This window comes from Gramella sp. AN32, from assembly GCF_023718305.1.
Classification (GTDB): Bacteria; Bacteroidota; Bacteroidia; order Flavobacteriales; family Flavobacteriaceae; genus Christiangramia; species Christiangramia antarctica.
On record NZ_QEYO01000005.1, the window covers coordinates 42,674 to 62,170 of the forward strand.

Annotated in this window: 15 protein-coding genes; 10 read left to right on the forward strand and 5 right to left on the reverse strand. The window is 39.1% G+C overall.

Going from position 1 to position 19,497, the window contains the following annotated elements:
* The 7 genes from murD to ftsZ all read left to right on the forward strand — a co-directional run bounded on the left by murD (position 1) and on the right by ftsZ (position 9,170).
* Positions 1 to 1,335, forward strand: a complete 1,335-nt coding sequence (murD, locus tag DHD80_RS07430) for a UDP-N-acetylmuramoyl-L-alanine--D-glutamate ligase (RefSeq protein WP_251740531.1) — start codon at positions 1 to 3, stop codon at positions 1,333 to 1,335.
* 98 nt (positions 1,336 to 1,433) lie between these two features.
* The gene (locus tag DHD80_RS07435) at positions 1,434 to 2,636 is read left to right on the forward strand and encodes an FtsW/RodA/SpoVE family cell cycle protein (RefSeq protein WP_251740532.1); all 1,203 of its coding nucleotides are present in this window, start codon (positions 1,434 to 1,436) and stop codon (positions 2,634 to 2,636) included.
* A complete protein-coding gene (murG, locus tag DHD80_RS07440) occupies positions 2,637 to 3,728 on the forward strand; it encodes an undecaprenyldiphospho-muramoylpentapeptide beta-N-acetylglucosaminyltransferase (RefSeq protein WP_251740533.1) in 1,092 nt (363 codons plus the stop codon). It abuts the gene before it with no gap.
* The gene (gene murC / locus DHD80_RS07445; protein WP_251740534.1) at positions 3,725 to 5,083 is read left to right on the forward strand and encodes a UDP-N-acetylmuramate--L-alanine ligase; all 1,359 of its coding nucleotides are present in this window, start codon (positions 3,725 to 3,727) and stop codon (positions 5,081 to 5,083) included. Before murG ends, murC begins: the two co-directional genes overlap by 4 nt.
* Positions 5,073 to 5,789: a cell division protein FtsQ/DivIB gene (locus tag DHD80_RS07450; RefSeq protein ID WP_251740535.1), complete on the forward strand. Its 717-nt coding sequence runs from the start codon at positions 5,073 to 5,075 to the stop codon at positions 5,787 to 5,789. Before murC ends, DHD80_RS07450 begins: the two co-directional genes overlap by 11 nt.
* Before the next feature lie 3 nt (positions 5,790 to 5,792).
* On the forward strand, positions 5,793 to 7,151 hold the full coding sequence (gene ftsA, locus DHD80_RS07455; RefSeq protein ID WP_251740536.1) for a cell division protein FtsA: 1,359 nt from the start codon (positions 5,793 to 5,795) through the stop codon (positions 7,149 to 7,151).
* Between the two features lie 27 nt (positions 7,152 to 7,178).
* Positions 7,179 to 9,170 (forward strand): cell division protein FtsZ, encoded by a 1,992-nt coding sequence (gene ftsZ, locus DHD80_RS07460; RefSeq protein ID WP_251740537.1) that lies wholly within the window; start codon positions 7,179 to 7,181, stop codon positions 9,168 to 9,170.
* A gap of 62 nt (positions 9,171 to 9,232) precedes the next feature.
* Here the strand turns inward: ftsZ and DHD80_RS07465 are convergent, their stop codons facing one another.
* From DHD80_RS07465 to DHD80_RS07485, 5 genes are all read right to left on the reverse strand, one after another.
* The gene (locus DHD80_RS07465; RefSeq protein WP_251740538.1) at positions 9,233 to 9,436 is read right to left on the reverse strand and encodes a hypothetical protein; all 204 of its coding nucleotides are present in this window, start codon (positions 9,434 to 9,436) and stop codon (positions 9,233 to 9,235) included.
* A gap of 109 nt (positions 9,437 to 9,545) precedes the next feature.
* Positions 9,546 to 10,115, reverse strand: a complete 570-nt coding sequence (locus DHD80_RS07470; protein ID WP_251740539.1) for a hypothetical protein — start codon at positions 10,113 to 10,115, stop codon at positions 9,546 to 9,548.
* A gap of 7 nt (positions 10,116 to 10,122) precedes the next feature.
* Entirely contained in the window at positions 10,123 to 11,637 is a 1,515-nt protein-coding gene (locus tag DHD80_RS07475) for a helicase HerA-like domain-containing protein (RefSeq protein ID WP_251740540.1), read from the reverse strand.
* Between the two features lie 6 nt (positions 11,638 to 11,643).
* Complete coding sequence (locus tag DHD80_RS07480; RefSeq protein ID WP_251740541.1) at positions 11,644 to 12,702, reverse strand: LD-carboxypeptidase; 1,059 nt, start codon at positions 12,700 to 12,702, stop codon at positions 11,644 to 11,646.
* A gap of 46 nt (positions 12,703 to 12,748) precedes the next feature.
* Positions 12,749 to 14,059, reverse strand: a complete 1,311-nt coding sequence (locus DHD80_RS07485; protein ID WP_251740542.1) for a D-alanyl-D-alanine carboxypeptidase — start codon at positions 14,057 to 14,059, stop codon at positions 12,749 to 12,751.
* 191 nt (positions 14,060 to 14,250) lie between these two features.
* Here DHD80_RS07485 and DHD80_RS07490 point away from each other — a divergent pair, with 191 nt between their 5' ends.
* From DHD80_RS07490 to DHD80_RS07500, 3 genes are all read left to right on the forward strand, one after another.
* The gene (locus DHD80_RS07490; RefSeq protein ID WP_251740543.1) at positions 14,251 to 17,337 is read left to right on the forward strand and encodes a SusC/RagA family TonB-linked outer membrane protein; all 3,087 of its coding nucleotides are present in this window, start codon (positions 14,251 to 14,253) and stop codon (positions 17,335 to 17,337) included.
* Positions 17,338 to 17,347: 10 nt separating this feature from the next.
* The gene (locus tag DHD80_RS07495; protein ID WP_251740544.1) at positions 17,348 to 18,760 is read left to right on the forward strand and encodes a SusD/RagB family nutrient-binding outer membrane lipoprotein; all 1,413 of its coding nucleotides are present in this window, start codon (positions 17,348 to 17,350) and stop codon (positions 18,758 to 18,760) included.
* A 76-nt stretch (positions 18,761 to 18,836) separates the two neighbouring features.
* A complete protein-coding gene (locus DHD80_RS07500; RefSeq protein WP_251740702.1) occupies positions 18,837 to 19,487 on the forward strand; it encodes a peptidoglycan recognition family protein in 651 nt (216 codons plus the stop codon).
* The last annotated feature ends 10 nt before the right edge of the window (positions 19,488 to 19,497 follow it).

Consider the following 19,497-nt stretch of genomic DNA (forward strand, 5'->3'; position numbering starts at 1 on the left):
ATGAAGAAGCTGGTCATTCTTGGTGGTGGTGAAAGCGGAATTGGAACCGCAATTCTGGCGAAAAAAGAAGGATATGAAATTTTCCTTTCAGATAAGGGAAGAATCAAAGATAAATACAAGGAAGTTCTTAGAAATATTGAGATAGACTGGGAAGATGAACAGCATACAGAGTCCAGAATTTTCGAGGCCGATGTGGTAATGAAAAGTCCGGGAATTCCAGATAATACACCATTGGTAAAAGCCATCGTGGAAAAAGGGATTCCGGTGATTTCTGAAATTGAATTCGCTTCAGCATTTTCTAAAACTCCTGTAATTGGAATTACGGGTAGCAACGGAAAAACTACGGTAACCAACTGGATTCAGCATGTTTTGCAAGAAGGAGGGATCAACTCCGGAATGGGTGGAAATGTTGGAAACAGCTACGCGAAAATGCTTGCTGAAGAAGAGCATGACTGGTATGTGTTGGAATTGAGCAGTTTTCAGCTGGATGGAATAAAAAATTTCAGGCCAAAAATTGCCATTTTAACCAACATCACTCCAGATCATTTGGATCGATATGATTACAAGCTGGAAAATTATGTTGCTTCTAAATTCAGAATTATCGAAAATCAGGGTGAAGATGATTTTTTCATCTATGATGCCGATGATGAAAATATTCAGAAGTGGTTGAAAGGTCATAAAGTCAAATCTCAAAAATTACCTTTTTCACTGGTCAAAACCTTTGAAAATGGAGCTTATATAGAAAACGAAAATATTGTTGTAAAAATTAATAACACCACATTCACTATGCCAACACAAGACCTTGCCTTACAGGGTAAACACAACACCAAGAATGCCATGGCGGCCGCTACGGTTTCCCAATTGCTTCGCATTAGAAAGCAAACGATTAGGGAAAGTATGGCCAATTTTCAAGGGGTGGAACACCGCCTTGAAAAAGTATTAAAGATCAATAATGTGCTTTATATCAATGATTCTAAGGCCACGAATGTAAATGCCACTTTTTATGCTTTGGAAAGTATGGAAAGTGAAACCGTGTGGATCGTTGGGGGTGTGGATAAAGGCAATGTTTATGACGATTTGCTGCCCCTGGTCAATGAGAAAGTAAAGGCCATTATTTGCCTTGGGGTAGATAATGCCAAGATCATCAATGCTTTTGGTAATTGTGTGGAAATGATGGTGGAAACAAATTCTATGAACGAGGCGATCCAGGTCGCTTATCGTTTAGCGGAAAAAGGGGATACCGTGTTGCTTTCTCCTGCTTGCGCGAGTTTCGACCTTTTTGAAAACTATGAAGACCGGGGCAGACAATTTAAAAATGCAGTTAGAAATTTATAAAATATGGCATGTGTCATCCTGAACTTGTTTCAGGATCTGTAGATAAAGAAACTTAAAATTATAGAAATTCAGTTTGAAGAGTAAAGAAAAAGAATAGAATGAGCAATTTATTTTCAAATCTTAAAGGGGACAAAGTGATCTGGGCGATAGCCGGTTTGTTGGCAATTTTTTCATTTTTGCCGGTTTACAGCGCCAGTAGCAACCTTGCCTATCTTCATGGAGATGGAAGTACTTCCGGATTTTTGATCGTTCATTTCTTTCACCTGGTTTTGGGATTTTGTATCCTGTTTGCGGTGCATAAAATCCCCTATCGTTATTTCCGCGGAATTTCAATGCTTCTTTTACCGTTGGTCATCATATTATTGATTTTTACCATTTTCCAGGGGACTACTATCGATGGCGCGAACGCCAGCCGATGGATTCGTATTCCCGTAATAAACGTCTCCTTTCAAACTTCAACTTTTGCCGGGGTGGTGTTAATGGTGTACGTAGCAAAATATTTATCCAGAATTCAGGAGAAGACCGTCACCTTTAAAGAAACATTGTTACCCTTGTGGTTACCGGTCGGGATCGTGTTAGCGCTTATTTTGCCCGCCAACTTTTCAACTACGGCTATATTATTTACCATGACCTTAATCCTCCTGTTTTTAGGAGGTTACCCCATAAAATATCTCGCCTTAATCGTAGGTGCAGGATTTATATTTTTAAGCATCTTCATTCTTACCGCTAAAGCTTTTCCGGGCATTATGCCAAATCGCGTAGATACCTGGACCAGCCGAATTGAGACTTTTTTTGATGACGAAGAAGGCGCAGAACAATATCAGGTGGAAAAGGCAAAAATAGCCATCGCCCAGGGCGGAATCACCGGAACCGGAATTGGGAAAAGCGTGCAAAGAAACTTTTTGCCACAATCCTCATCAGATTTTATTTATGCCATTATTGTGGAAGAAATGGGTTTGATTGGCGCTTTTGGAGTCATGCTGGCCTATTTATTTTTGCTCTTCAGGATTGTGATCGTGGCGACAAAAGCCAACAGTGTTTTTGGGAAATTACTGGTCATGGGTGTTGGCCTTCCGGTCATTTTTCAGGCTTTGATCAATATGGCGGTAGCCGTGGAATTATTTCCGGTAACGGGACAAACCTTGCCCTTAGTGAGTAGCGGGGGAACTTCCATCTGGATGACCTGCATTGCTTTGGGAATGATTTTAAGCGTAAGTGCTCGAAGGGAAGAAATAAAGGAATCAGAAAATTTACCTATGGAAGAGCAAAATCCATTGGATATTTTAAGTGAAGCATTATAAATGGAGAATTTGAAAGTCATATTATCCGGAGGTGGAACAGGAGGACATATCTATCCTGCAATTGCGATTGCAGATGAGATTATGCGCCGTTTCCCAAAGGCTGATATACTTTTTGTGGGTGCGAAAGATCGCATGGAGATGGAGAAAGTTCCCCAGGCCGGTTATAAAATTGAAGGACTTTGGATTAGCGGACTGGAGCGGAAACTGAGCTTTAAGAACCTGCAATTCCCCTTTAAATTGTTGAGTAGCCTGGCAAAATCGCGCAAGATCATTCAACGGTTTAAACCGAATGTAGTGATTGGAACGGGAGGTTTCGCCAGTGGGCCTTTATTAAAAGTCGCGAATTCTAAAGGGATTCCCACCTTGATCCAGGAGCAAAATTCACTTCCGGGAATAACGAACCGGTTATTGTCAAAATCAGCCAACATCATTTGTGCAGCTTATGAAGAAGTAAAAAAAGTTTTTCCTTCAGAAAAAACCATTATCACCGGTAATCCCGTGCGGAAAGATCTTCTGAATGTGGATAATTTAAGATCTGAAGGAACAGAATATTTTAAACTGAATCCAGCGAAAAAAACAGTATTGGTTCTTGGGGGGAGCCTGGGTGCCAGGAGGATTAATACGCTTATTGAAAAAAACCTTAAAAAATTTCAAACCGAAAATGTTCAGTTGATCTGGCAGGTTGGAAAATTATACTATTCAGAATATAAAAAATACGGCAGTTCCAACGTTATAACTAAAGAATTCATCAATCGAATGGATCTTGCTTATGCCGCGGCAGATGTTATAATTTCCAGGGCAGGAGCGGGAAGTGTTTCAGAATTATGCATTGTGGGAAAACCGGTTGTGTTTATTCCCTCTCCAAACGTTGCCGAAGATCACCAGACTAAGAATGCACAGTCTATTTCGGGTAAAAATGCCGCCATGCTTTTAAAAGAAAGTGAACTGAAGCAAAAGTTTGAAACCGATTTTTTTTCATTGCTGAAGAACGATCAGAAACTGGAAGAATATTCCGCAAATATTAAAAAACTGGCCAGGCCAAATGCCACTTCAGCTATTGTAGATGAAGTTGAAAAATTGATCAAAAAATGATGCAGTTTAACCACATACAAAATTTTTATTTCGTCGGCATCGGCGGGATAGGAATGAGCGCGCTGGCCCGGTATTTTAATGCCATGGGTAAAAGTGTGAGTGGCTATGATAAAACTGCTTCTGAAATTACCCGAAAGCTGGAAAACGAAGGCATTCAGTTAATCTTACAAGATTCCGTAGAAGAAATTCCGCGGAACGTTATGGATAATCCTGACAAGACATTAGTGGTGTATACACCGGCAATTCCGAAGGATCATAAACAATTCGAGTATTTTAAAAAACAGGAATTTGAGATCATAAAAAGAGCCCAATTGCTTGGAAAATTATCTAAAGATATTTTCACCATGGCAATTGCGGGAACGCATGGAAAAACTACCACTACAGCCATCCTTGCACATTTGCTGAAAGAAACCAAAGCTGAAGTGCTCGCGTTTTTAGGTGGAATTAGTGAGGATATCAATTCTAACCTGATCATGAAAGGTGAGAAAGTGATGGTCGTGGAAGCTGATGAATTTGACCGTTCTTTCCTGAATTTATCTCCAAATTTTGCGGCAATAACTTCTATGGATGCAGATCATTTGGATATCTACGGAGAGAAAAGTGTTTTGGAAGATTCTTTTAAAGAATTTGCCGAAAAAATTCCCAGGGATGGGAAATTATTTATAACCAACGGATTACCGCTTAGCGGAATTACTATTGGGATTGAAGATGATAGTGATTACAAAGCCGAAAATATACGAATTGAAGACGGAAGTTATATTTTCAATTTAACTACCCCAGCCCAACAAATAGATAATTTAAAATTTAATCTACCCGGGCAGCATAATTTGCTGAATGCTATAACAGCCCTGGCCATGGCTATCGAATATGGTACCCCAACCCACGACCTCGCCAGGGCTTTATATAGTTTTAAAGGGGTAAAGAGAAGGTTTAGTTATAAAATCAAGACCGATGATCTGGTGCTGATCGATGATTATGCCCACCACCCTACTGAAATTGCTGCAGTGCACCAGGCGGTTAGGGAAATGTACCCCAACAAGAAAGTTTTAGCGGTTTTTCAACCCCACTTGTTCAGCCGTACCCGTGACTTTGCTGAGGATTTTGCCTCCAATCTTTCAAAATTTGATGAGGTTTTTCTGCTGGATATTTATCCGGCAAGGGAATTGCCTCTGGAAGGCATTTCCTCAGGCTGGTTACTGGATAAAATTGAAAATAAAAATAAGAGGCTCGTCTATAAGGTAAATCTTACAGAGGAGATCAAAAAAACAAAACCTGAAGTTGTGGTTATGTTGGGAGCAGGAGATATTGGTGAGCAGGTAGAAATTGTAAAAAAAAGCTTGTTGAATGAAGCGTAGCATGGGATATATAAAAGCATTTTGCGTGATCGCCTTGGTGGCATTTCTATATGGTTTTGCTGCAGAGCGAAACAAAGGTCGTGGGATCAGGGATATAAAGGTTCATTTCACCGATACGGAAAACCTGTATGTCACTGAGGAAGTGGTTAATAAATTGTTAATACAAAATAATGCTTCTGCCTCGAGCATAGATAAAGAAACTTTAGATTTGAATAAGGTGGAAGACCTTTTAAATAGTCACGAAATGATTGAAAATGCTGAAGTATATCTCACCCTGGATGGGAAATTGAGAGCAGAAGTAAATCAAAGAAAACCAATAGGACGTGTTATGGGAAACGCATCATTTTATCTTGATAAACAGGGGGAATTGATGCCACTTTCGCCATTCTTTTCCGCCAGGGTGCCCATGATGTTTGGATTTGACGGGAAGAATGTAAAAGAAGCCTATCCGGTTGTTAATTACATCAAAAATGATGAATTTTTAACCAGTCACATCGTTTCAATTCAGCGGAAGCCGGGCGGCCATTTTGAATTGGAATTAAGGGAGCAGGATTTCAAGGTTTATTTTGGTGATTCGACCCACGTGGCTACTAAGTTCAACAATTTTAAAGCCTTTTATAAAAAGGCCCAAAAAGATAAAAAATTAGATACCTACAAAAAAGTGAATTTACAATTTGGAGATCAGGTTGTATGCACTAAAAAATAGTTTATGGAAGAAAACGATATTGCAGTAGGCTTAGATATTGGAACCACAAAGATCGTAGCGATGATTGGTCGCAAAAATGAATACGGTAAAGTGGAAATAATTGGGATTGGAAAATCCAAATCTCTGGGGGTGCACCGGGGCGTGGTAAATAATATTACCCAAACCATCCAGTCTATCCAACAGGCAATTCAGGAAGCAGAAGCCGATAGCGGTTTAAAGATTAGTGAAGTAGTGGTAGGTATTGCCGGGCAACATATTCGAAGCCTTCAGCATAGCGATTATATCACCAGGCAAAATGCTGATGAAGTTATTGATGCTGATGATATACACACGCTTTGCAACCAGGTGCACAAACTGGTCATGTTACCGGGAGAAGAGATTATTCATGTACTTCCGCAGGAATTTAAAGTAGACGGGCAGGCTGAAATTAAAGAACCTATTGGGATGTACGGCGGTAGACTGGAAGCTAATTTCCATGTGGTCGTAGGTCAGGTTTCTTCAATCAGGAATATTGGAAGATGTGTGAAGAGCTCCGGTTTAGAACTTTCCGCAGTGACTTTGGAACCCTTAGCTTCAGCAAATGCGGTTTTGAGTCAGGAAGAAAAAGAAGCAGGTGTTGCTTTAATTGATATAGGGGGAGGTACAACAGATCTTGCCATTTTTAAAGATGGGATTATTCGCCATACCGCGGTGATTCCTTTCGGCGGAAATGTGATCACGGAAGATATCAAAGAAGGTTGCTCCATTATTGAAAAACAGGCAGAATTACTGAAAATTAAATTTGGTTCAGCCTGGCCGGGAGAAAATAAGGATAACGAAATAGTATCAATTCCGGGATTACGCGGAAGAGAGCCTAAAGAAATCACCCTTAAAAACCTTTCAAAGATCATTCATGCCCGCGTTGTAGAAATTATTGAACAGGTTTATCTTGAAATTAAGAACTACGGGCACGAAGAGCAGAAGAAAAAATTAATTGCCGGAATGGTAATCACCGGTGGTGGAGCACAGTTGAAGCATTTAAAGCAACTGGCAGAATACATTACCGGAATGGATACCCGAATTGGCTATCCTAATGAGCATTTAGCAGGAAATAACGATTCCGAAACCACCAGTCCCGTGTATGCTACGGCGGTAGGTTTGGTGATGAACAGCCTGGAAAAAGGCAATAGTAAATTTCAGGAGGAAGCTGTTTTATCTGATTCTCACCAGAATGAAACTTATGATTATAATAATGATGAAGAGCATGATGGAATGGAAAATGAGAATAACCAGGAACAGGGAACTCAGAGAAAACCTGTCCGAAAAAGTATTTTCGACAAGTGGGCAGAGAAATTTAAAGATTTTTTAGACAACGCAGAATAATTACATACAACCAGTAAAACAAAGTTTATGAGCAGTACAGAATTTGGAGACATCTCTTTCGATTTACCAAAAAATCAATCGAACGTCATCAAAGTGATTGGTGTAGGTGGTGGAGGAAGCAATGCGATTAACCATATGTTCCAACAGGGAATAAAAGGGGTTGATTTTGTTGTTTGCAATACCGACTCGCAGGCACTTGAGAACAGTCCGGTTCCTAATAAAATTCAGTTAGGTGTTACCCTTACTGAAGGTCTTGGCGCTGGAGCAAATCCTGAAATAGGGGAGAAAGCAGCAGAGGAGAGCTTTGAGGAGATCAAACGCATGTTAGATACCAATACCAAAATGATATTTATCACTGCCGGAATGGGTGGTGGTACAGGTACGGGAGCAGCCCCGGTCATTGCCAAACAGGCGAAGGCATTGGACATCTTAACCGTGGGTATTGTAACGATTCCATTTCAATTTGAAGGAAAGAATCGAAATGAACAGGCCCAGCTTGGAGTTGAAAAACTTAGGGCGAATGTAGATTCACTCATTGTAATCAATAACAACAAACTGCGTGAAGTTTATGGAAATCTTGGTTTTAAAGCCGGTTTCTCCAAGGCAGATGAAGTTCTAGCAACAGCCTCCAGAGGAATTGCGGAAGTAATAACACATCATTATACGCAAAATATTGACTTGCGTGATGCGAAAACCGTATTAAGTAAAAGTGGAACTGCAATCATGGGGTCGGCTCAAGCCTCAGGAGCCAGCAGGGCTACAGATGCTATTATGAAAGCGCTTGATTCTCCGTTGTTGAATGATAATAAAATTACCGGTGCTAAAAATGTTTTACTGCTTATTGTTTCCGGTAACGAAGAGATCACTATAGATGAAATTGGAGAGATCAACGATCATATCCAGGCAGAAGCCGGCCATAGCGCCAATATCATTATGGGTGTTGGGGAAGATGAATCTTTAGAAGACGCTATTGCCGTTACGATTATCGCTACGGGTTTTAACGTGGAACAGCAGAATGAGATCACCAATACTGAAACAAAGCGAATTATCCATACCCTGGAAGATGAGCAAAAAGCAGTACATGATTTAACTTCAAAAAATTCAGGTCACTTTAATAAATTTTCAGACAGGCCTTCAGAAAATAGAAATGATAATAAACAGAATCCTGAAGAGCCCAAAGCACCTCAAATGATCGTGCATACGCTTGATGAAACCGAAGAAGAAGTTGATGAAGTGGGACAAATTCAGAAGAAAGTAGACGAGATGCTTAAAACCCCGGATTTCGCCAGAAAACTGGAAGTTTATTATGAAGAGGTAGATCCTGAAGAATTTATCATTAACGATACCAGTGATCGTATGGATGTGCATGAAGTCCAGGAGCAGGAAGAACCGAATGAGGATCAGTTCATGTTTACTTTTGATATTCCACTGAAAAAACAGGAGGAGAAAGGAAATTCGAATACTTCATCTTCAAAAGCTTCAAATTCAGGGACAACTACGCATCAACTAGAAGATAGTGGAGAAGATACCAAAGATATTGAAGTGAATGAAGCTATTGAGATCATTCCGGTTACTGAAGCTTCTTCCAGTGGCATCAAGCGATATAGCCTTGACGATTATATGGAAATGGAGCAGAAACTGGAAAATAGCAAAGCGCCTAAGAAAGAGGAGCCAAAAGATGAAACTATAGCTTTTGAGAAGAAAACAGTCGCTCCGGCACCAAATCAGGAAGTAGATGAAAATAATCCTTTTGAGAATCCTATTTCTTCGGAAGTGGTCCGTATGAGGACGGAAGAGCGCAAGGCAAAAATGAAGGAGTTCAACTATAAATTTAGGACCGGCGGTACAGCACAAATCGATGAAATTGAAAAGCAGCCGGCTTATAAAAGGGCAGGAATAGAGCTGGATAACTCAAAACGATCTGATGGAAAATTATCCCGTACAAGTCTGGATCAGGATGATAATGATGAGATACAATTCAGAAAAAACAACTCATTTCTACATGATAATGTAGACTAACCTGAATTTAACCTATAGAAAAGGCGGCCATTGGCCGCCTTTTTTTATTTAAAAGTAATAATCTAATTTTGCTTCTCCGCCTGCACTTCGTCCGTATCCTTTCTATACTTCAGCATAGAAATTCCTGCAACAAAAAATACAAATCCCAAAATAGTCAATGCCCAGGGGCTTAACATAAGGGCTACACTACCAAAAATTCCTAATACGCCCATTACCAGAGCAATTGCTCCACCAAGGGTCATAATAAGTGCTAATACTTTAATCATAACTTGAAATATTGGTTAAGCATTAAAAGTAAATATTCTTTAATAAAATCAGTAAAAAATTAACAAAGTTTAAAGTTTTAACTTTTTTATTGGTCAAATTCATCGATTTCTAATTCCAGTAAATCATGAAATATTTAAAAGTTGCATCATCGGGAATTTGGGATTGCATAATGGTGGAATCTGTATCATATCTCAAATTTGCGGGAAGTTTTGCTTTGTCTATAGTAATATAGGCATTGATCTCATCTAGAAATACAACCGCCGCATTTATGGTATTTTCGATCCTTGAAATACTATAATTCTCTACAACATCCTTAAAAGTACTATTGATATTGAGACCTTTTTTGGTTTCATACCTTGGATCCAGAACCCTGATATAGCCAACGGTACTTGTGGAATCAAATTCTTCCAGAGGAGCAATCGTTAATAGCGGAGTTCCATCTTTTTCAAAAACCTTAATTTCTTCAGTAGATCTAAATTCGCTGTTGCCATTGGTTTTTCTAACCAGGCTGTCCTGACTAAAAATAGAGTCAAGCTGATTGATCCTAATGTTTTTTGAAATAGCACCCACCTGCCCTGCGTTGATTAGAAACGGATTCTCACTATCTTTTTTACAGGAAAAGAAGGTGGTCACTAATATGATGATGGCCAATGAGTGAGTTAATATTTTAGATTTCAAGTCTTCTTTATTTTAAAAGTTTGTTCATTATTCCCATAACTCCTCTAATGAAAGTGGCGCTAGTCAATACTTTAATAATGGGATTTTGTCGTGTACTTTTGCGGGAACTGCCCTTGCTAACTTTTTTACGGTCTTCTTTCGCTTTTTCCCTGGCTTCTTCTTTATCGGCTACCTCAATTTTTTCATTCAGAATTTCATAAGCACTTTCACGGTCAATTTCCTCATTATATTTTTCTACCAATGGGGAATCGTCTATAAGATCCTGTAATTCCTTATTGGTAAGAACATCCATTCTACTCATTGGCGCCCGAAGGTATGTTGCCACCAGTGGGGACGGTCTTCCTTTTTCATCCAATGCTGAAATCAATGCCTCTCCAATCCCTAACGTGGTAAGTACATTTTTCGTATCATAAAAATCAGATAATGGATAATTTTCCGCAGCGAGTTTTATTGCTTTTCGATCTTTCGCGGTAAAGGCACGCAAGGCATGTTGCACCTTTAGCCCCAATTGTCCCAGGACACCTTCAGGAACATCGGTTGGGTTTTGCGTGACAAAATAAATCCCCACACCTTTAGACCGAATCAACTTCACAATATTTTCAATCTGGTCCAAAAGGGCATTGGAAGCTTCGTTAAAAATTAAATGAGCTTCATCAATGAACATAACAAGTTCCGGTTTATCGCTATCTCCTTTCTCCGGAAAAGTGCTGTATATTTCAGCTAAAAGACTAAGCATAAAAGTTGAAAAAAGTGTTGGCCTGTCCTGTATATCAGTTAATCTTAAAATATTGATCATGCCTTTTCCTTCCGAAGTTTTCCGCTGCAGATCCTTCACTTCAAAAGATTTCTCACCAAAAAAAAGATCGGCTCCCTGTTGTTCCAGGGCGACCACTTTTCTTAAGATCGCACCGGTAGATGCTTTTGAAATCCTCCCGTAATCTTTTTCAAATTCTACTTTTCCGTCTCCTGTAGCGTATTGAATTATTTTCTTCAGGTCTTTGAGATCCAAGAGTGGCAAATGGTTATCATCACAATATTTGAAAATGATAGCAAGGATTCCGGTTTGCGTAGAGGTAAGTTCAAGGATCCTGGCCAGTAAGATGGGTCCAAATTCACTTACGGTAGCTCTCAATCTTACACCTTTTTGATCTGAAAGACTTAGAATTTCTACCGGAGAACTTTTTGGTTCAAATGCGAACTCAAGTTTTGCATGACGCTCGTCTATAAATTCTGCGCCATTTGAAGCTTTGGCAATCCCGCTTAAATCACCTTTTACATCCATGAGCATTACGGGAACTCCTTTATCAGAAAGGTTTTCAGCAAGAATTTGCAGGGTTTTGGATTTACCGGTTCCGGTAGCTCCTGCAATTAAACCATGTCGATTCATGGTTTTAAGGGGAATTTTTACCGCAGCTTCGCTAAATACTTTGCCTTCCAGCATTCCCGCTCCCATATAAATATAGTCACCTTTAGATTGATAGCCTTTGGCAACGTGTTCAATAAATTTTTCTTTCGAACTCATTTTGATTTATAGTTTTACAGCCGATTCTAAAAGTTGAATTTCACCTTTACCGGCATTTATTTCCGCATTTATACTGTTTGGTAAGGTGACATTATCGCTAATATGGCCAATCATAGCTCCGGAATATGCTGGAATATTTAATGGTTTGATATAATGATCTAATACCTCTTCCATGGTCAATGATCCATAACCGCTACCACCTGGCTCGCAATCATTACATTTCCCAAAAATAAACCCTGAAATTTGATCCAGTACCCCGCCCAGCTGCAATTGAGACATCATCCTGTCTACTGCATAGATTTTTTCCCCAATATCTTCAAGATATAGAATTTTATTCTGCCAGTTCTTCGGGAAATAAGGCGTACCCATAATGGCAGTTAATACGGAAAGATTTCCGCCTAAAAGTTCTCCTTTGGCAATTCCCGGATTAATGGTGCGAATGCGATTGGAAGTTTGGGTGAGTTGCCCCCCTTTGGATTGTGGGTTTTGATACAAGATCTTTTCAGCATCAAATAGCAATCGCCTGAAATAATCTGAACTAAAGCTATTCCAGGTAGAAACCGCCACGGGTCCATGATAGGTTACCAATCCGGTCTTTTCAAAAATTGCCAGGTGTAGGGCCGTAATATCACTGTAACCTATAAATATTTTCGGATCTTTTGCGATGAGGTCATAATCTAATTTATCGAGAATACGTGCTGAACCCGATCCCCCACGCAAAGCAATAACCGCCTTAATATCAGGATTGGCAAACATGCTGTTAAATTCATTGGCACGTTCATCATCAGTTCCAGCCAGGTGACCGTAACGACTATGGGCAAATTCCCCAAATTTCACTTTTAAACCCATGGCCTCAAAAGATTCCCGGGCAATTTCATAGGGTTCAGAATCAAAAATCGCACTGGCCGGACTTACAATTCCAATAGTATCACCCTGCTTTAAAGCCTGAGGGATGATTCGTCCGGTTTGCGAATTATTCTCTAAGGAAGGAAAAATAGTATTTGCGGCTAAGGGAAAAGCCGCGCTGGCCAGACCAAGGTTCAAAACAAAATTTCTTCTTTTCATGGGTTAAATCTATTCTGTTCCCAAATTACCAATTTATTTGCAGTTTTTAGTTCCCGTAATGATCTCTTACTTCTAGTAAGATCTTTTCCATCCCTGCTTTGATTTCTGCTGAAGGCACGGTGAAATTAGAATTCATAAAGCTAAAAATAAGATATTTTCCGCTTTTTGTTTTAAGGAAACCACTTAAACTATGGTTATTACTAAGGCTTCCGGTCTTTGCAAAAACATACGGTTCATTTGCTTTATAATAGTTCTTTATCGTACCGCTTTGTCCTCCGGTTGGCAAAAAATCCAGCAGTTTTTCCTGGGGGATTTCCTGAGAAATTTTTTCGAGGAGTTTAACAATGGAGCTTGGGGTAAAAAGATTATATCTGGAAAGTCCGGAGCCATCCCTCCAAAAAGCTTCATCGGGAAGATCTTTCAGGTAATTTTCTTTCATATAGTTGATGGCGATTTCCGTTTTTAAGCTATCGCTAATTTTTTCAGAAGCCATTAAAAGGATTTGTTCCGCAATAAAATTATCACTCACCTGTAACATTTGCTTATACACGCTGTCGCTGGAAATGCTGTAAAAGGTATTTTTAAGTTCTTCTGCAAAGCTTTTTTCATTCCTGATAAAGACATTTTTATGTAAGGTGTCTTCCAGTAAATCTTTTAATATTTTATCTGAAAATCGAATCGGGATATATTGGCTGAAATCATCATCCCTTTTCATCTTCTGAAAGCGGAACTCATTTTTTTCCAAATCACGCTGAATATATTTATTATCTGATGTTTTCAAATCTGTAAAAACAGAATCCTGAAAAATCTTAGGTTTCACCGAAGGAGACGTTTGCCCGGCACCAAAATTAAAGATGGCCAGATTCCCATACATGGGAAATGGAAATTTTTCCGCGGAATAATAAGAATCGAAATCGTCCCAGGACCAACCCGGACCTAATCTTTTATCCTGATATTCGGGTTTAAGGTAGACTACAGAATTACCATTTTTCTTTAGAAATTTATAAGCACCTGAAGATGGAAGATCAGGGTTTAGAAAGGAAGGGTCTCCCGTAGGTTTTATATATAAAGTATCATTTTTTATGGTGTAGTGAAAAGCAGGAATAGAATCCCCCAATAATTTTAAGCCGGTATAAAAAGTAAATAATTTAGTATTAGAGGCAGGGGTAAAATACTTTCCGGAGTTATGCTCATAAAGCATTTTTTTAGTTTCGAGATCATAAATGGCCAGACCAGAAAATCCTTTTTGGAAAGCTGCCGTATTTTCAAAGCTTGCATTCAGATCTTTTTTTAATCTTTTGGTAACAGAACAGGAAGATAAAATGAGGCTAATTAAAATAAATAGGAATTTCCGCATGATCAATGAGTGGGATTGTAAGGTGTGTATTAACAATAATGAAATTTAAAAAGGTGAAAATAGCAGAAATCTTAATAATGAAAACAAAAACTACTGAATTGGAAAATTATCATTTATTATGAAACAACTCTTAAGGGACTCTAAATAAATGCCTATATTTAATAATCATTCACAATTAATTAACAAAAGGTATGGAATTAAAAAATTACTTAATAGTCATTTTGGCTGTTTTTCAATTTACCACTTTACTGGCGCAACAAAATACTGTTGAGGGTTTTGTCACAGGAGCCGAAAACAATGAGCCGCTTTCCGGAGTTAATGTTATAATTCAGGGAACCAGTAGGGGTACAATTACAGATCTGGACGGCAATTACCAAATAGATGTTGTTCTGGGTGAAATTCTCGTTTTCTCATCTGTAGGTTTCGAAACTCAAACTGTTCCTTTTACCGGGCAGTCTACAATCAACGTAACACTCGTGGAAGACCTTGAAAGTCTGGATGAAGTAGTGGTCACTTCTTTTGGTATTGAACAGGAAAAGAAATCACTTGGATATGCGGTGCAGGAAGTAGGAGCAGAAGAAATCTCTCAAACTAAACAACAAAACCTTGTTAGTGCCTTGCAAGGTCAGGCTGCAGGGGTTCAGGTAACCAATTCTGGAGGAGCTCCGGGAATGAGCGCCAGAATTATTATTAGAGGGATCAATTCATTAGATCCAGGGGCTGATAACCAACCTTTATTTGTTATAGACGGGGTGCCTATTGATAATTCAACCATCGAATCTGGGGGGACTCCCCGTGGACTTTCAAACAGGGCAGCCGATATTAACCCAAATGATATTGAATCTATGAATATCCTGAAAGGCGCTGCCGCAACTGCTTTGTACGGAGTAAGGGCAGCAAATGGTGCAGTGATCATTACCACCAAAAAGGGGAAAGCAGGAAAGGTCAGAATCAATTTCAATACTTCAGTAGGATTCGATGATATTAACCAGTTTCCAGAATTCCAGGAAACCTATGGTCAGGGTTTCTCCGGAGTATATAATCCTGATTCATTCTGGCCTAACTGGGGGCCATCTATGGAAGATATCAATGCCATAGATCCTAATGTTCGGTTCAATGATATCTGGTCTGATGCTATGAGAACTGGTGTGCAAATTGATAATAATCTCAGTATTTCAGGAGGTAGCGAAAATGCGACCTTTTATGGTTCCATCGGAAAATTGGATCAGGAAGGTATTATTCCATTTAGCGACTGGGGAAGGACATCGGCTAAATTGAGTGGGGAAGTGATATTCAGTGAGAAATTCAAATTCTCGGGAAATATTAATTATACTGTTTCGGGAGGTAATCGTGTGCCGCATGATCGTTTTATGGAACGCTTGGTCTACTGGGCTCCAAACCATGATGTGGAAGATTATATAAATCCTGATGGTACCATGAAGACTTATCAGAATACAAATCCTATTTATGACGCCCGTTTTAGCACCTATGAAGATGAGGTGAATAGAACGGTTGGGAATTTAAGGTTTACTTATAGTCCTGCGGAATGGTTGGATCTAACTTATTTAGTAGGTACAGATTTTTACAGCGATAGAAGAACTGAAATTACCCCCGGTCCATTAGGAATTGATGGGGAAAATCCTTTAAGTAGTACAGGGTTCATTACTGAAACCAGAATAAACAGCCGTGATCTTAACTCCAACTTTTTTGTGACCTTGAAACGGGACTGGACAGAGAAATGGAATACAACCCTTCGTATAGGTAATGATGTTTTTGAGAGAGATTACGAAAGGGTTGATGCGACTGGTCAAAATTTTGTAATCCCTAAATTTTATGATCTTAGTTATGCCAGCCAGATTTCCAATTCACAGGATAAAAGAAAAAGAAGACTGGTAGGTGTTTATGGAGATCTCATGATCAATTACGATGAAACAGTGTTTCTAAATGTTACGGCAAGAAATGACTGGACATCTACGTTGCCTATAGGAAATAATTCTTTTTTCTATCCATCAGTTAATTTAGGATACGTGTTTACAGAAAATTTCGAACAACCAGACTGGTTTACCTTTGGAAAAGTGAGAGGTTCCTGGGCACAGGTAGGTAAGGATACAGACCCATATTTAATTGGCCAGACCTATGCTTCTCCAAATATTTATCCTCTGGGAGGTCAGGTTGGATTTACACGATTTAGCCAGTTTGGTGATCTGGAATTAAAACCTGAAAAAACCACTGCTATAGAATTTGGTACAGATCTTCGGTTTTTTGAAAATAGATTAGGAGTTGATGTTACCTGGTACAAATCGAATAGTAAAGATCAAATTATCCCGGTTCCCGTTAGTACCTCCGCAGGATTTTCAACATTTGTGACGAATGCGGGAGAAATCGAGAATCAGGGATGGGAATTTATCCTGAGAGGAACACCCATTAAAGAAGAGAATTTTAGATGGGATGTATCCTTTAATGCCGCTTATAACCAAAATGAGGTGAAGAGCATTAAGGAAGGTATTGAAGAAATTGTTGTAGGGAGCCAATTTGGGTACGGAGGTTCTTCAGTAACTATAAAACTACTGGAAGGTGAGCCTTATGGAAATATTTTTGGGACGAGTTATGCAAGATCTGGCGCAGATGCAAATAGTATTTATCTAAACGAAGGTTTGCCAATTATCATTGGAGAGAATGGATTTCCTTCGAGAAATAGCAGTCAGCTTGTTCTTGGGAACACCACTCCAAAGTGGATTGGAGGTTTGAAGAATGATTTCGCTTATAAAGGTTTTGATTTTTCTTTTCTCATAGACTTTAGAGCGGGAGTAGACCAGTACAATCAATATGACAACTTCTTTTCTGCATTTGGTATTGCAGAATATACTCTGAATAGAAATGAAACAATTGTATTTGATGGGGTTTTAGCTGATGGTTCCCCGAATACGCAACCCGTATGGCTTGGACAGGGTGAAGGCCCTGATGGTAGGGATTATGGCGCAGGATTTTATAGAAATACCTATAGAACAGTGAGTGAGAATTTTGTTCAGGATGCAGCATTCATCAAATTGAGAAATATCACGCTGGGTTATAATTTTCAGGAAAATATTTTGGATGTCCTGCCATTTAATTCCGCCAGGCTTTCTGTCGCGGCGAATAATATTATTCTGTATACTCCGTGGGATGGATTCGATCCTGAATCGTTTAGCTCGGGTGCAGGAGGGAATGCTACCGGATTAACCGGACTGGGTTACCCAGGGGTTAGAAGCTTATTTTTTACACTGAATCTTGGACTTTAAAATTTTAGATATGAAATTTAAAATCAATTTATATAAATATGTAATCCTTGCTGTGGTTTTTGCCTTTGCAGGTTGCGACGATTACCTGGATATTAATGAAAATCCCAATAATCCAAGCGAAGCACCGCTTGCTGGATTAATGGTTAATTCAACTTATGAATCTGCGCAGAATACCTTCCGCATGGGAGATATAACGACTAATTATGTTCAATATCTTGCTTCTCCAAATGAAGCAAGCTCATCAGATATTATGGATCCTGTGAGTTATAGTGGCACCTGGGGTTCTTTATATAATGTAATGACAGATATTAATGATATGATTCTTAAAGCTAAGGATGAAGGAGCAAATCACTATGAAGGTATCGGTCAAATTCTGATGGCATATAATCTTGCGATGACAGTTGATGCATGGGGAGATGTGCCTTATTCCGAAGGTTTTAATTTTGTGACCGTAACGCCCGCTTTTGATGATGATGCGCAGTTATATACTGAAGTTTTGAATTTATTAGATCAGGGGATCGCAAATCTTTCGGCAGAAACCAGTACATCTGTGGGAAATGATGATTTCGTGTATAATGGTAATTCAGATAACTGGATAAAATTCGCCTATATGTTAAAGGCAAGATATTTAAATCATTACAGTGAAACTGCAAATTACGATCCTGTCGCGGTTTTGGCCGCACTGGATATGGGTTTTGAAAATAATGAAGATGATGCTCAGGTAGAATATTTTGAAGAACAATTCAATCCCTGGGCGAATGTCGCTATCAGAAATGCTGACCTAGTATTGGGTGGATGGATTTCAGAACAATTTATTCAGGCTTTAGATGGGACTACTTTTGGAGTTGAAGATCCAAGATTGCCATTAATAGTTGGTGCCACCGATGATGGAGAATATATTGGGGTTGAAAATGGCGCCGGAAGAGGCAATGCTCCCGAACAGGGCGCACGTTCAACTTTAGAAACTGGAGATTTTTATTCTTCAGAACAATCGCCAATTTTACTGGGAACTTATGCCGAGCAGAAATTTATTGAAGCTGAAGCTGCCTTTGGGATTGATAAGAGTAGATCATATGAAGCATATCTTGAAGGGATAAGGGCTCATATGATGAAAGTTGGGGTAGCATCGTCTGAAATTGATGCCTATATTGGTAATGCTGAAGTAAGTATGGGAGTGGATAATTTTACGATTGATGATATTTTTAAAGAAAAATGGGTTGCCTTATTTTTACAACCAGAAGCCTGGGTCGACGCTCGAAGATTCGATTACAATTATGAAAATTTCGATTTACCTAAGAACATTAATCCAGATTTAAACGGCATGTTTATTCGCAGATTGGCCTATCCAGATTCTGAAGTTAGTAGGAATGGAAGTAATGTTCCGGATGTATCATTGCTGGATCCTATTTTTTGGGATGAATAAAGAAATGCTTTAAATTTAAGGCCCTGTTTATAGCAGGGCCTTTTTTTATATTGAAATCTTTATGAGAAAGATCAAAATGTCATTGATAGCGGGTCTCATTACTCTAAGTTTTTCAGCTTGCGGGGGCCACAAAATTATAGATAAACCTATCGATTTTAAGAAGGATAGAATTGATCTTAGCCTCCAGTATATGAAGGATCGCTACGGACTTGAAAAAACTTCTCCTTCCATTGTTCCCAAGATGATTGTTTTGCACTGGACTGCCATTCCAACTCTGGAAGATTCTTTTAATGCCTTTAAGAATTCTGAATTACCCCAATCCAGAGAAGCAATTTCAGGAGCGGGCCAGTTAAATGTTTCTTCCCATTTCCTGGTAGATAGGAACGGGGTCATTTACCGGCTAATGCCTGAAACTGTAATGGCCAGGCATGTAATTGGCTTAAACCATGTAGCCATTGGGATTGAAAATGTTGGAGGCACTAAGAATACTCCGTTAACTGATGCTCAATTGCAATCTAATATTTGGCTGGTTAAATATTTAAGTAACAAATACAATATTCAATACGTAATTGGCCATTACGAATACACCAATTTTGAAGATCACGAGTTGTGGTTAGAAAAGGATCCTAGTTACCGGACAGAAAAGGTTGATCCCGGAGAAGACTTTATGAAAGAGATTAGGAATGCCCTGAAAAGTAGAAATTTTAAGGAGGTTCCTTCAAAATAAATTATATAAA

What these genes read in the sequence shown, in the direction of transcription:
- DHD80_RS07490 (WP_251740543.1), top strand. Translation starts at nt 14,251, where the DNA reads ATGGAATTAAAAAATTACTTAATAGTCATTTTGGCTGTTTTTCAATTT.
- DHD80_RS07465 (WP_251740538.1), bottom strand. Translation starts at nt 9,436, where the DNA reads ATGATTAAAGTATTAGCACTTATTATGACCCTTGGTGGAGCAATTGCT.
- ftsZ (WP_251740537.1), top strand. Translation starts at nt 7,179, where the DNA reads ATGAGCAGTACAGAATTTGGAGACATCTCTTTCGATTTACCAAAAAAT.
- DHD80_RS07435 (WP_251740532.1), top strand. Translation starts at nt 1,434, where the DNA reads ATGAGCAATTTATTTTCAAATCTTAAAGGGGACAAAGTGATCTGGGCG.
- ftsA (WP_251740536.1), top strand. Translation starts at nt 5,793, where the DNA reads ATGGAAGAAAACGATATTGCAGTAGGCTTAGATATTGGAACCACAAAG.
- DHD80_RS07450 (WP_251740535.1), top strand. Translation starts at nt 5,073, where the DNA reads ATGAAGCGTAGCATGGGATATATAAAAGCATTTTGCGTGATCGCCTTG.
- DHD80_RS07485 (WP_251740542.1), bottom strand. Translation starts at nt 14,059, where the DNA reads ATGCGGAAATTCCTATTTATTTTAATTAGCCTCATTTTATCTTCCTGT.
- DHD80_RS07475 (WP_251740540.1), bottom strand. Translation starts at nt 11,637, where the DNA reads ATGAGTTCGAAAGAAAAATTTATTGAACACGTTGCCAAAGGCTATCAA.
- DHD80_RS07500 (WP_251740702.1), top strand. Translation starts at nt 18,837, where the DNA reads ATGTCATTGATAGCGGGTCTCATTACTCTAAGTTTTTCAGCTTGCGGG.
- murG (WP_251740533.1), top strand. Translation starts at nt 2,637, where the DNA reads ATGGAGAATTTGAAAGTCATATTATCCGGAGGTGGAACAGGAGGACAT.
- DHD80_RS07495 (WP_251740544.1), top strand. Translation starts at nt 17,348, where the DNA reads ATGAAATTTAAAATCAATTTATATAAATATGTAATCCTTGCTGTGGTT.
- murC (WP_251740534.1), top strand. Translation starts at nt 3,725, where the DNA reads ATGATGCAGTTTAACCACATACAAAATTTTTATTTCGTCGGCATCGGC.
- murD (WP_251740531.1), top strand. Translation starts at nt 1, where the DNA reads ATGAAGAAGCTGGTCATTCTTGGTGGTGGTGAAAGCGGAATTGGAACC.
- DHD80_RS07480 (WP_251740541.1), bottom strand. Translation starts at nt 12,702, where the DNA reads ATGAAAAGAAGAAATTTTGTTTTGAACCTTGGTCTGGCCAGCGCGGCT.